We start from the raw sequence: 12,145 nt of genomic DNA, 5'->3' as shown, positions 1-12,145 counted from the left end.
CGGCGCTCGAGGCGTCCGAGCCTGAGCCCGCGCCGCCGCTGCTCGCGGTCGTGCCACCCGTCCCGCCCGACCCGGCGGCTGGCGGTGAGCCGCCCGACGAACCTGACGCGCCAGGATCGGCATCTTCGCTGCTGCAGGACGCGGCCGCGATGAGGAGCGCGGTGGATGCGACGAGTCGAAAGCGAGTCAAAGCCGTCTTCATGGTAGGGGAATGAAATCCAAACGTTTCGGAGACGTCAAGCCCCGAGGGCAACTGCGGGTTGAAGACGGATGGAACGGTGTACTGCTGGGGGGAGAGCGACTACCACGAGCTCTGGCTGCCGCTGTTACCTCGGTCACGCAGCAGATCGGCGACGGCGGCGGACCACCGCGCCAAGGCCTGCCACGAGCAATCCGACGAGCGCGCCGCCGGGCAGCTGACCGCTGGAGGCCGCGTTGAAGCTGCACCCACCGTCGTCCGACGCGCTGTCGCCGCCTGTCGTCGTCGGATCGCTGTCTCCGGAGGCGGTGCTCCCACCCGCGTTGCTCGTCGAGCCGCCCGTGGTGGCTCCGCTGGTGCCTTGCGCCGCGCCTCCGGTGGTCGCTCCGCTGCTACCCGTGCTGCCGCTCGCGTCGCCACCCGTGCCTGAAGTGGCGCCGCTTGCGCTGCCACCTCCGGTCGATGTGTCGCTGCCGCCGGTGCCATCACCGCCGCCCGCGCCGTCCCCGGGGGGCGGAGGATCCATATCGAGCCCGAAGAAGCGCACGACGTCCTTCCACAAGCCGCGCCCCGAGAGATCGTGCGGGGCACCGTCCGCGTAGTTCGCCTCCAGGAGGAGCGTGCCCGCGGCGTTCGTGTAAGAGTACCGATGCCATGTATCTTGGGAGCCCATGAAGATGCTCGTCTTGCTGTCGGAATGACCGAAACCAAAGACGTCCGTCCACTGCGCGATCTGGGCTCGAAAGTTCGGCTCGTAGTTGAGGGTGGTGTCATCCGCTCCGTGCCAGATCTGAACGCGAGGCCGTGCGCCGGTGAAGCCCGGATCCGCCTTGCGCACGATGTCACCCCACTCGGGGGCGGTCCTGTCGGGAGGGGTCATCCAGCCATAGGCGTTGCCTCCCGTCCAAGCTCCGGCGGGGACACCGGCCAGCACCGAACCCCCAGCAAACACGTCCGGGTAGGCAGCGAGGAGCGCGTTCGTCATGCAAGCGCCGGAAGACGCCCCCGCAGCGAAGACTCGGGTCGCGTCGGCGTCGTGCCGTGAGACGGCGTACTGGACCATCTTGGTGATGGCCTCTCGCTCACCGCTGCGCGCGGGCGTCGCGTCAAAGCAGTCGCCGCCTGCCTGGGGCGTGATGATGAGGAAGCCGTGCTGATCCGCCAGACCCTGGAACCAGCCGTGAGCGTTCGCCGCGTTCCCGCTGCAGTAGTGCAGCGAGACCACGACCCCCGGCGATACGTCGACCTTGTCCGGGACGTAGAGGTCCATGGGCGTGTTCCCGCCGTAGTCGACCCGGGTCTGCCACGAAGCCGCCACTGACGGCGAAATCGCGAGCAACACGGTTGCAAGGGAAGCGGCGGCGGGCGCGACGAATCGAAGGGTGGTGGTCATTGGCTACCTCGCTATCACTATGTCAATAACAGCCGATGAGTAGAACGGAAGTCGCGACTCGCCGACGTCCGATCGGTCGCTCCTGAGTCTGATGTGCATCGCCGCGACGCGGCTTCCATGCGTGAGGATATTCGTATCATGTTTTTGCAGGCAAGCCGAGGCGCGTAGTCGAGCCAAGCCCGATCGCTGGGCGAGGAGCTGTGTCGTTTCGTAGCAACTCGTGGGGGTGTGTCGTTTCGTAACAATCGGTGGAAGGATCGGCGGAAGAAATGGAAGGGCCCGTCAGCGCCGCGGCCATCGCTGAAGATCAGGTCGTCGTCGCTCTCCTCCCGGCGGGTCGCGACGGGTCAGGTAGCAGCGGCCGCGACAGGAGACAGGATAGGCCAATTTATAGGGTAGCGCTGCCCGGCTGAGGCCGGCGCAGCGGAAAATTGCATGAGCCTCTGACCGTGACGTGGCATAGTGGATGCCCTTCTTCCGCCCTGGCCTGCCATGTCGAGCCCTGACGAGACCACGATTGCCCCCGGGGATGTCCTCCTCGGCAAGTATCGCGTGGAGAGCGTCCTCGGACGAGGCGCCATGGGGCTCGTCGTCGCCGCGCGCCACCTCGCCCTCGACGAGCGCGTCGCGATCAAGGTGCTGTTGCCGAAGCACGTGCGGGATCCGGAGATCCTCCAGCGCTTTCTGAGGGAGGGGCGCGCCGCCGTGCGCGTCCGCAGCCAGCACGTCGTGCGCGTCGCCGACGTCGGCACGCTCGAGAGCGGCGCGCCGTACATGGTGATGGATCACCTCGAGGGGAGGGACCTCGCCGCCGTGCTCGCGGAGAGCGGGCGCCTCGCGGTGCCCGTGGCCGTCGAGCTGGTGCTCCAGGTCTGCGAGGCGCTCGCGGAGGCGCACGCGCAAGGCATCGTCCACCGGGACGTGAAGCCGAGCAACCTGTTCGTCACGCGGAACGCGGACGGCTCGCCGTGCGTCAAGGTGCTCGACTTCGGGATCTCCAAGATGACGCACGCGGAGGACCACGCGTTGACGCGGGTGGGGGGAGTGCTCGGCTCGCCCCTCTACATGTCCCCCGAGCAGCTCCGCTCCTCGAGCGACGTCGACGGCCGCGCGGACATCTATTCGCTGGGCGTCGTCCTCTTCGAGCTGCTCACGGGGCGAACGCCGTTCTTCGCGCACGAGCTCGCGCAGCTCGTCTACCTGGTCACGCAGGGGGAGCCGCAGCGGCCGCGCGCCCTCCGCCCGGACCTCCCGGAGCCGCTGGAGCAGGTGATCCTCGCGGCGATCGCGCGCGATCGCGATCGCCGGTTCCCGACCGTCGCGGATCTCGCGCTCGCGCTGGTGCCGTTCGCTCCGCCGCACGCGCGCGCGGCGGCCGAGCGCCTCTTCGGCGCGCTGCGCGGCGCGCTCCCGGCCGGGGCCCTGCCGCCCGGCGCCGCTCGCACCGCCACGGCGGTCACTGCGGCCGGGGCGACGCTCCCCGCGTCGACCGTGCCCCTCGGCGGGGGAGCGCTCACCATGGCGCCGCTCGGTACGACGAACCGCAAGCCAGCGTCGCGCGAGAAGCGCGCCGCCGCGATCGGGCTCGGCCTTGCGCTCCTGAGCGGCGGCCTGCTGCTCTGGCGCCTGTCGGACCGGGCCCCGCCCGGCATCGAGCGCGAGACGGCGTCGTCGGCGGGCCCTCAGGGCGCGGTCCCGGAGCCGCGCCCCGAACAGCCGAGCGCCGGGCCGGAGCCGCGCGCCGCGCAGCCCAGCGCTGCGCTGGACGCGGCCGTCGAGCCGGCCGCCAGCGCGGTGCCGCCGTCCGGCGCCGCTCCCGGCGCGTCGGCCGAGGGGCCGCCGCCCGACGCGCGCGCCCCCGCCACGGGCGCCCCCGCCGCGCAGAAGCCCGCGAGGCCGGGCGGCTCGGCGCAGCCTGCGAAGCGCGGCGCGCCGCAGGGGAAGCGGCCCTCCAGCGCCGACCCGTTCTCGCGCGATGTCTTCTGATACGTTTGATACCTTCGCCGACACGATGACGCCGCCGCAGACGAAGAGCCGACCGAAGCGCGGGCGCGCCGCGCGTCTCTGCGCGATCGGCATCGGCCTGGCCGCGGCGATCGCGGGCGGGCGCGCCGCGAGGGCCGAGGACAAGGCGGGCGCCGTGGCGCTGTTCCGGGAGGCGGGGGCGCTCGTCGACGCTGGCCAGGCGTCGCGCGCCTGCCCCAAGTACGAGGAGAGCCTGCGCCTCTACGACAGCGTCAACACCCGCTATTTCCTCGCCGATTGCTACGAGCGCATCGGCAAGATGGCCTCCGCGTGGGCGCACTTCCTCGAGGTCGCCGCGCGGGTGCACGCGAGCGGCGACCGGGTGAAGGAGGCGAAGGCGCGCGAGCGCGCGGCGGCCGTCCAGCCGAAGGTCTCGCGCCTCTCGGTGGTCGTCGAGGCCGCGAGCACGCCGGGCCTCGAGGTGAAGCGCGACGGCACGCCGGTCGGCCCCGGCCAGTGGGGCGTGCCCATGCCGGTCGACGCGGGGACCCACGTGATCCAGGCGAGCGCGCCGGGCAAGCGGGCGTGGACGGCGCAGGTCGAGGTGAAGCCGGGCGGCGTGACCTCGACCCTCGTCGTGCGCGCGCTGGAGGACGACCCCGCGTCGGGCGACGCGGGCGGCGCGGGCGGTGGCCGCCGCACGATCGCGCTCGTCACGGCAGGCGCGGGGGTCGTCGCCGTGGGCGTCGGGGCGGGGCTCGGCTTCGCGGCGAAGTCGAGGTTCGACGAGTCGCGCCCGTTCTGCAACGGCGATCGCTGCGATCGGCGCGGCATGGACATCCGCGGCAGCGCCGTGGCGCGCGCGAACGTCGCGACCGTGGTCTTCGGCGTCGGCCTCGCGGCCATCGCCGGCGGCGGCGTTCTGTGGCTCACCGCGAAGAGCTCGACCCAGGGCGCGTCGCTGGCGATCTCGCCCGCGGTTGGCGGCGCGCTCGTGCAAGGCAGCTTCTGATGCGCTTCCAGGTGCTCCCAATCGCCCTCTGCGCGTCGGTGTCGCTGAGCGGATGCGGCCTTGTCCTCGGCATCTCGCCCGGCGAATACGACCCGGATCCGTTTGGCCTCGATGACGGCGCCGGGGGAGCCGGCGGCCAGGACGAGGGGGCGGGCGGCGCCGGCGGCTCGGGCGGCTCGGACGCGGAGCCCGAGCTCCCTGCCTGCACCGCGCTCCTCGACGACCTGGAGGACGGCGACGGCGCGATCCTCCGGTGCAAGGACCGTGTCGGCAGCTGGTACACGTACAACGACGGCACCCGGGGCGGCGCGCAGACCCCTCTGCCCGGCCGCCCGTTCGTACCGGTCTCGCCCGGGCACGACCCGAGCGAGTACGCCGCTCACGTCGCGGGGAGCGGCTTCCTCTCGAGGGGGGCCGGCATGGGGTTCGACCTGAACTTCGCCCCGGGGGGCGCGAAGCTCACCTACGACGCCTCTGCCTACTCGGGCCTTACCTTCTGGGCCAAGGCGGCGGCGCCGACGCACATCTACGTGAACTTCCCCGACCGCAACACCGATCGCGAGGGCGGCGTGTGTGAAGGCACCGGCTGCGGCGACCACTTCGGCGAGGGGATCGACATCACGACCGAGTGGGCGCAGTACACGGTCATGTTCGAACTCCTCAGCACGGACGGCTGGGGCGTGCCCGCGCCCCCGGCGTTCGACGCTTCGCACGCTTACTCGATCGAGTTCCACACGGCGAAGTCGACCGTGTTCGACATGCTCGTGGACGACATCGCGTTCGTCCCGTGACGAACGCCCGCCCCCACCCTCGGTCACGAGAACGTTCGTGAGCCATGGTGGGGGCCTGGTCCGAGCCCGACCGAACGAGCCTGGTGAACCCCGCTGCCCTCGAGCAGGCGGCTGCCTATTCGTCGGTGACGTGCAGGACGTGGTTGCTGTTGGTGTGGACGAGGATGGCCGTGTCCGTCGCGGGATGGGTGTCCAGTTGAAGGGACGGGTTATAGCCCGCGGCGGTGGGCGTGACCGTGCCGGTGGTGCTCCACCCGCTCGTCCCCCGCTTGGCCAGCCAGGGCGCGCTGCCCTTTCTGTAGGCGATCTGCGGTTTGAAGGTGTCATCGATCACAAGGGATAGATAGGAACCCTGAACCGCCGTGTCGACGGTGCTCACCGTCCAGTTCCCAGTCAAGAAGCTCCACGAGGCGGACTTCAAATCATTGTTGCTCTTGTACACGATCTCGCGACGGAGCGACCTGGCGTCCATCGACACGTAGCCCCCGCCGTTCGCGTCGATCAGGGTGGTCGTCCAGGTGCCGAGAGAGGGCCCGACGAACCGGCTCACCTGCACCCCGACCGAGCTCTCGGCGAAGGCGACCAGCGGCGTCGCGCCATCGAGGGCGATCGCGTCGGAGGCCAGCCTGATCGGGTTCGTGTTCGCCTTGATCGTCCCGGTGAACCACGGATTTCCGCCGGTCTTCCCTGCGTATTTCAGGCTCCGGACGCCAGCGCTCGTCTCCGTGGTGTAGACGACGTGGACGATGTAATCCTGGAGCCCCGCGTCGTACCTGACCTCGATCGAGGGGGTACGGACCACATCGACGGAGTCGACCGTCTCGCAGTCCCACTGGCTGAGGACGCCGCAGTTGCCGGCGTTTCCGCCCACCCGCCGGGCGACCTTCAGACGATGCGTGTCGACGTCGACGTACGCGATGAACTCGGTGCCGTCCTCCTTGCCGATGGTCATCGAGAGGCCGTTGAGGAAGTTCACGGATTCATCGACCGTCTCTATCACCCAGGGCAGCCATCCGGAGGGGAAGCCGACGTTGGCCTCCCGGCGGGCGACCATGACGACATCGCCGGTGGTATCGCTGTAGGCGACGCTGTGCCACTTGCTCCAGGCGCCCCCTCCCCAGTCCTTCCACGCATAGCCCTGCGCCGTGTGTCCGACCGCGCTGGTGCCGGGGATCGGCCCCGTGGACCACGCCATCGCCTCGGAGCCCACCAGCAAGACGGCCGCCGCCATCGTGAACCGAAATCCTCTGAGCATGACCCGTCAACCTCCGATTGCATCACCGTGTAAGAAAGCCAGACGGAGCGCCGCCCCGTCGACACGGGCATTCGACACAGGTATTGGCAAGCTGCATGCCAATAAAGCGAACCTCTCTCGACATCCAAGCACGAAGGGGGCCACCGGGCGGGCCGCGAGCGCGTCGTCCTCTCGTTCGCGCTCTGGCGTCCGTGCGCATCGAGCGCGCCTCCCGGATCCGTGACATGTCACGCGACATGTCACATGACATGTCACGATATCGAGCCATCGAGATGGCGCCGTGGTGCCTGAAGCCGAGGAGGTGCAGGCGGGCGGCGTCGGCGCCGGCTCACATCGCGGTGATCGCGATGTTGTCGACGAGGACCGGATCGCCGGTCGAGACGCGGATCTGCAGGTTGTTGTCGTCCGACGGCGGGGTGAACGTCGCCGAGCAGGTGGTGCTCCACGCGCTCGAGGGCGAGAAGCTCGTCCACATCACCTGGGCGCCGCCGCTCACGACGCGGAGCTCGGCCTGGGAAGACCCGCTCGCGGTGGTCCTGCGCGCGTCGAAGCAGATCTGGTACGGCCGCCCCGCGGCCAGCGCGAGCTGGCGGTTGCGCACCGGGTAGCCCGTCGCGCTCTGCGTCACGCGGACCGCCCAGTTGGGCGTGCCCATCACGCGTCCGTCGGGGACCACCTGCGCCCGGCTCCCATCGACGTCGTTGCGCCAGTTCGTGCGCTTGTCGAAGGTGTCGAAGTTCATGACGGCGGTGCTCTTCACCACGCTCGGCGCGGACACGAGGATGTCGGCGGTCCCGAACACGCCGAGCCCGAGCGTGAGCCCGTCGGACGGGGCGTTCACCTCGAACGTGTGCGTCTGCCAGCCCGATCCCACGGTGTTCGCCACGTACTCGCCCCCGAGCGACGTCGTGCCGCTCTTCAGCCCCACCCACAGCGAGCTCGCGTACTGGCTCGCCTGCGTGTAGGTCATGAGCGTGATCCGGTAGCTGCCCGCGGCCAGGTTCAGCTTGCCGTGCGAGAGCGCGTCGGCGTAGCCCGCGCCGGTCGTGCGGTTGATGCGCGCCCACCGGTTCGTCACGTCGAGGGTCGCGAGCGCGGTGAGGTCCCAGAGCGCGTTGCGACGCTGGCTGTCGAAGCCGAGGTTGTACCAGTCGCGCCGCGCCTCGCCGCGCAGCCGCTCGAGGTCGCGCTGGATGTCGAACTCCCAGTCGAGCTCCTTGTCCGCCCAGCCGTAGTAGTTGGCCGGGGTGAGGCCGAGGCTCGTGACGAGCGAGACATTGACCGTGGGGCCCTGGGCCGCGGGGTCGAAGCTCGGGTTGACGTAACCCCAGTAGAGCAGATCGCGCATGGAGAGGGCGTTGCGTCCCCAGCACCCGCCGGAGCACGCCGTGGAGAGCGGGGCGATGATCATCTTGCCGTTCGCCGCGTTGAAGTGGGGCGAGCCGCTCATGCCTCCTTCTCCCCAGACGTTCATCTCGACGCCGGTGTTCGGCGCCGAGGCCGGGGTGAACCAGTGCCCCGCGCCGGTGACGCTCGTGACCTGGCCATTGGCGTACATGCGCGTGTCGAAGGGGAGGCTGCCGTTCTGCTGGTTGTTCGCCGAGATGCTGTAGATCTGCTGTCCGACGACGGGCGGCGACACGTCGAAATCGACGTAGCCGTACTTGTCGCCCGGGTTCTCGCCGGCGGCGTTCGGCCAGCAGAAGAAGAGCACGCCGTCCGTGTCGTTGAACGTCTGCTCCATCGCGTCGCACGTGAAGGCCTCCGTGTCCGACGCGGCCGTGCTGCCGTTCCGGTACGTGCGGAAGGTGATGCTCGTCGGCCCGCCCCCGCAGTGGGCCGCGCTGAAGAAGACGTTCGGGCCGATCATCACGCCGTTGCAGTAGCCGCCCAGCGACGCCTCGGCGAACTGGCTCACCGCGACGTCCGGGTTCGTGGTGTAGAGGCTGGCGGCGTTGACGATCCGCTGGTTCGGGCCGAGCGTCATCTCGGTGGCGAGCGCGCTCTCGGCCTCTCCGACCGGCTCGTCGTCGAGCTCATCGACGCCGGCCGTCGCGGCGCAGCCGGTGGTGACAAGGATTCCGAGGAGCGGTGCGGTGCGGAAGAAGTGCTTCGACATGGTCGTCTCCGTGGGCTCCTGCGCTCTCGCGCGGCGCCGCGGCGCTGGCTGGCGGACACGCAGCGACGCGCCTGGATCGCTGTGCGTTCGACGCCCGGCCAAGCAACCGATATGCCGTCCGCGAACCGAGGGATTCGCGCTGCCGTCGGCGAGTTTGTCGCGTGGCCGTCGCACCGCGACGCGCGGGTGTGGCCTGCGCGACCACAGTTCGGCGGCGCCCCGCCTCGATGCCCCCGGGGACGGCCCTTGTCGGAACTGTCAAGGGCGCCAAGAAAACCGGGGAACAGGGGGGATACCCGGACGGCCCCCTTCCCCCTCTCCCCTTGGCGTCCTTGGCAGCTCGGCGGTTCTTCTGCTGATCCGGGGCAACTTCCCGCAGTAGAGCCGATTACTTGACCCCCCAGCACGCGGCGTAGTGTCTTCTCACGCCGCGAGGAGCGTTCATGCGCAACATGCTTCGAAGGATGAGCGCCGTCATCGCGATCGCTCTGTCGGCTGGCTGTATGGTGAGCATCGACCACAACAGCAGCGACGAGGGGCTTGGCGAGAGCGCTCAGGCGCTTACCAGTTGTTCGGTGGACTGTGATTGCCCGCTCGGACTTTACTGTAGCGGCGGACAGTGCATTGACGTCGACTTCAGCCCGCTGCCTGAGTACGTCCCGTGCTACGGCAGCTGCCAGTGTCAGAGCAACGAACGCCGCCAGTTTGGCCGTTATGGCGGGTCCTACGGGTGCCGCGGACCGTGACGGAGACCTCGTCGCCGTACTCCTCCCGGACCACCTGGAGCCGATCGCGCAGCTCGGCGAGCACGCCGTGACGATCGTAGGGAATCGAGACGGTACGCTCGACGAGGTGCTGCGCGAAGAAGGCATCGATCCGCGCCCTGAGCGCGTCGCCGTCCCGGCGCTCGAGGGCGCTCATCAGGAGCGCGCCAGGATGCTCGCGGGCGAGCGGCTCCAGGGCACGAGGACATCGATTCTTCCGGATCCATGAGTGATCGGGGGACGGCGACGAGGGGTGAGGAAAATTGCCTTTCGGCGCCCGAGCCCGTAGGGATGTGTCATGCGCACGAGCAAGCGGTCGCTGTCCACCGCGCCGGGGCCACCGCGTCCGCTGCGGACCCCTCCGCCGCACCCTGCCACCGTCGCACAGGCGTCCTCCGCTCCGCCTCCCCATCCGGCGAAGGCAGGTCCCCGCCCGCTCTCCCCGCATCCGGCCACCGTCGCGCAGGCGGCCGCCGCGCGTCCTCCCCATCCGGCCAGGGCTGAGCCCTTCACCGCACGACCGCGCCCGACCTCCTCGTGGGTCGCGCAGATGCAAGTGAAGGTGCGCCTCGAGCTGAAGGGGGGCGACGAGATCCGCTTGAGCATTTCGGGACGGCCCAACTGGGCAAACCAGATCTCGAAGCACATCGTCCCGCCGGAGGGGCAGTCGAGGGGGCACGTCATCGAATGGAGCACGATGGTGCGCGCCCTCGTCGCGCGGGTCGCCTCGTCGAAGGCCAGGCTGAAGGAGATCCTCCACACGCAGGCGAACGACGAGAGCGGCCTCACGTCCGCGCTCGTCGAGCACCTCAAGCGTCTCTACAACAACCCCGACAACATCGTCCTCAACTACACCGGCAAGGACAACGACGCAGGCGGCAAAGCGAACTCCCTCGCCCAGGACATTGACCGGCTCGGGGAGGGACCGACCCGCACCCTCAAGCTGAAGGAGCTCTTCTCGCTCTCGTTCAACCCGGGCATCGGCGGTGCCGGGCTCAGGAGGCTGCCCGAGTACCTCACGACCTTCTCGATCGCCTGGTCGATACCGGAGAAGACCGCCGCAGAATGGGCAAAAGAGGCCGGCTGGGGGGCGCTCGGTTCGACCTCGGAGCTAAAACTCGAGGAGGAGCTGATCGTGGAGAAGGGATTCGGCAAGACGATCACGATCGACGAGGCGTTTCAGGAGACCGATCCGGAATGGCTCGAAGGCGCGTTCGAGGAGTTCCAGGACAGCCCGACGAAGCTCGAAGAGCTGGCCTTCATGATCCTCGGCAGCTACGACGACGCAAAGCACCTCCAGCCGCTGTACAAGATGTATCTGAAGCAGATCCTTGTCATCATCCAGAGAGCATGGGGCGCCGAAGATGAGGCCTATCAGGAGCTCGCGAGACGGGTGCGGGAGCGCATCTGACGCGCGAGCGGCGACGGCGCGAGCCGCTCGCCCCGCTTGCCCCGGCCTGTGCAGGAGGCGTACGGTGGGCGGGACGGCCAGCCCAGATTGAAGGTCGGACCGGGAGCGGGCCGGGAGCGGGAGCGGGCGCTCCAGCACCCTCGACGCGAGGTTATTCCCAGTTCTTGCGCTGGGGATTCTCCCAAGGCGCCTTGCACAACACGCAATTATCGCCGAAGAAATGGTCCCGCGCGCCCATGTCGTTGTAGATCCAGTAGCGCATCCATGCGACGATCGCGGGCCGCTCTTCGCCGCCGCCGTCGCTCTCGATGTATGCATGAGGCGCGCCCGTCAGCGTTGCCAGGAATGTGGGCACTTCGGACATGTCGTAGGTGGCCTGCTGGAGGGGCATGCCGACAGTATCCCGGGTGCCAGTCGTCTGCAGCATCGTGCCGTGGAGGTCGGCCGAGGCCCTGTGGCCGTGGATCGAGACGACAGTGGCCACCGCCTCGTGACCGCCGAGTTGCACGGCCGAGGTGCCGCCGACCGAGAAGCCCATCGAGACCGCGTGATCGACGTAGAGCTTGCCCTGATATTTGCCTGGCGCGTCGTTCTGCTCCAGGATCCAGTTGAGACCATCCTCCATCTTCTTGAGATTGCCTGCGTCGCCGGGGCCGCCGCTGAGGACGGGGCACCCGACGACCACGAAACCGTGAGAAGCAAAGTTCGTCAGCATGTTCGTGTGCACCGCCACCTGCTGGCCGATGCCGGGGCCGAAAACGATCGGAGCGTGCAAGAAGCCGTCCACACCCAAGGGTTCGGGCCTGAACACCGTATAGGCTCCGTTCGGCCCCACGTTCCGCTCCACGGTCGTCGCGAACGGACCCTTGGCAGAGTAATCCGTGATGGGTGGGAGCGCCGAACCACCGGCTCCGCCGGCTCCAGCGCCGCCGTCACCTGCTCCGCCCGCGCCTGCTCCGCCCGCGCCTGCTCCGCCCGCGCCTGCTCCGCCCGCGCCTGCTCCGCCCATTCCACTGGCGCTGGTGTCGGCACCGCTACTGGCCGCGCCACCCGACCCAGCGGTTCCGCCGGTCGACGCCCCGCTGGTGGTGGCTGACACGCTGGAGCTGCCCGCACCGGCAGCTTGTGCCGCGCCGCCGTTGTCTTCGCCGCACGCCAGCAGCGCGACGCTCGAGAGCAAGCAGAAGACATTGAAGCGCCTGACGGCTTTCTTTTTGTTGTACATGAGGCCTCTCT

General features: G+C 69.3%; 9 protein-coding genes and 1 pseudogene. 6 read left to right on the top strand and 4 right to left on the bottom strand.

The window, feature by feature from the left end; all coding sequences use genetic code 11:
* Positions 1–254: 254 nt before the first annotated feature.
* Positions 255–305 (top strand): annotated as a pseudogene (locus WMF11_RS23300) (hypothetical protein); the annotation flags it as partial.
* Positions 306–335: 30 nt separating this feature from the next.
* Here the strand turns inward: WMF11_RS23300 and WMF11_RS23295 are convergent.
* Positions 336–1,592, bottom strand: a complete 1,257-nt coding sequence (locus WMF11_RS23295; protein ID WP_437978968.1) for an extracellular catalytic domain type 1 short-chain-length polyhydroxyalkanoate depolymerase — start codon at positions 1,590–1,592, stop codon at positions 336–338.
* A gap of 492 nt (positions 1,593–2,084) precedes the next feature.
* Here WMF11_RS23295 and WMF11_RS23290 point away from each other — a divergent pair, with 492 nt between their 5' ends.
* Genes WMF11_RS23290 through WMF11_RS23280 form a run of 3 tightly spaced genes read left to right on the top strand, consistent with a single transcriptional unit; the run spans position 2,085 to position 5,360 of the window.
* The gene (locus WMF11_RS23290) at positions 2,085–3,578 is read left to right on the top strand and encodes a protein kinase domain-containing protein (RefSeq protein WP_437978967.1); all 1,494 of its coding nucleotides are present in this window, start codon (positions 2,085–2,087) and stop codon (positions 3,576–3,578) included.
* Positions 3,568–4,569 (top strand): hypothetical protein, encoded by a 1,002-nt coding sequence (locus tag WMF11_RS23285; protein WP_437978966.1) that lies wholly within the window; start codon positions 3,568–3,570, stop codon positions 4,567–4,569. Before WMF11_RS23290 ends, WMF11_RS23285 begins: the two co-directional genes overlap by 11 nt.
* Before the next feature lie 11 nt (positions 4,570–4,580).
* Positions 4,581–5,360: a hypothetical protein gene (locus WMF11_RS23280; RefSeq protein WP_437978965.1), complete on the top strand. Its 780-nt coding sequence runs from the start codon at positions 4,581–4,583 to the stop codon at positions 5,358–5,360.
* 115 nt (positions 5,361–5,475) lie between these two features.
* On the opposite strand, the gene WMF11_RS23275 is transcribed toward WMF11_RS23280, so the two are convergent.
* Together WMF11_RS23275 and WMF11_RS23270 are read right to left on the bottom strand one after the other, a co-directional pair.
* The gene (locus WMF11_RS23275; RefSeq protein ID WP_437978964.1) at positions 5,476–6,615 is read right to left on the bottom strand and encodes a hypothetical protein; all 1,140 of its coding nucleotides are present in this window, start codon (positions 6,613–6,615) and stop codon (positions 5,476–5,478) included.
* A gap of 328 nt (positions 6,616–6,943) precedes the next feature.
* Positions 6,944–8,734: a trypsin-like serine peptidase gene (locus WMF11_RS23270; protein ID WP_437978963.1), complete on the bottom strand. Its 1,791-nt coding sequence runs from the start codon at positions 8,732–8,734 to the stop codon at positions 6,944–6,946.
* Between the two features lie 714 nt (positions 8,735–9,448).
* Here WMF11_RS23270 and WMF11_RS23265 point away from each other — a divergent pair.
* Together WMF11_RS23265 and WMF11_RS23260 are read left to right on the top strand one after the other, a co-directional pair.
* On the top strand, positions 9,449–9,727 hold the full coding sequence (locus WMF11_RS23265) for a hypothetical protein (RefSeq protein ID WP_437978962.1): 279 nt from the start codon (positions 9,449–9,451) through the stop codon (positions 9,725–9,727).
* A 321-nt stretch (positions 9,728–10,048) separates the two neighbouring features.
* The gene (locus tag WMF11_RS23260; protein ID WP_437978961.1) at positions 10,049–10,909 is read left to right on the top strand and encodes a hypothetical protein; all 861 of its coding nucleotides are present in this window, start codon (positions 10,049–10,051) and stop codon (positions 10,907–10,909) included.
* Positions 10,910–11,060: 151 nt separating this feature from the next.
* Here the strand turns inward: WMF11_RS23260 and WMF11_RS23255 are convergent, their stop codons facing one another.
* On the bottom strand, positions 11,061–12,134 hold the full coding sequence (locus tag WMF11_RS23255; protein ID WP_437978960.1) for an alpha/beta hydrolase: 1,074 nt from the start codon (positions 12,132–12,134) through the stop codon (positions 11,061–11,063).
* Positions 12,135–12,145: the final 11 nt, after the last annotated feature.

Source organism: Sorangium sp. So ce295 (genome assembly GCF_051527405.1).
Lineage (GTDB): Bacteria > Myxococcota_A > Polyangia > Polyangiales > Polyangiaceae > Sorangium > Sorangium cellulosum_B.
The sequence above is the reverse complement of the archived record's forward strand: the minus strand, read 5'-3'. Positions and strand labels throughout refer to the sequence as shown.

What these genes read in the sequence shown, in the direction of transcription:
- WMF11_RS23265 (WP_437978962.1), top strand. Translation starts at nt 9,449, where the DNA reads ATGGCGGGTCCTACGGGTGCCGCGGACCGTGACGGAGACCTCGTCGCC.
- WMF11_RS23295 (WP_437978968.1), bottom strand. Translation starts at nt 1,592, where the DNA reads ATGACCACCACCCTTCGATTCGTCGCGCCCGCCGCCGCTTCCCTTGCA.
- WMF11_RS23275 (WP_437978964.1), bottom strand. Translation starts at nt 6,615, where the DNA reads ATGCTCAGAGGATTTCGGTTCACGATGGCGGCGGCCGTCTTGCTGGTG.
- WMF11_RS23285 (WP_437978966.1), top strand. Translation starts at nt 3,568, where the DNA reads ATGTCTTCTGATACGTTTGATACCTTCGCCGACACGATGACGCCGCCG.
- WMF11_RS23270 (WP_437978963.1), bottom strand. Translation starts at nt 8,734, where the DNA reads ATGTCGAAGCACTTCTTCCGCACCGCACCGCTCCTCGGAATCCTTGTC.
- WMF11_RS23255 (WP_437978960.1), bottom strand. Translation starts at nt 12,134, where the DNA reads ATGTACAACAAAAAGAAAGCCGTCAGGCGCTTCAATGTCTTCTGCTTG.
- WMF11_RS23260 (WP_437978961.1), top strand. Translation starts at nt 10,049, where the DNA reads ATGCAAGTGAAGGTGCGCCTCGAGCTGAAGGGGGGCGACGAGATCCGC.
- WMF11_RS23290 (WP_437978967.1), top strand. Translation starts at nt 2,085, where the DNA reads ATGTCGAGCCCTGACGAGACCACGATTGCCCCCGGGGATGTCCTCCTC.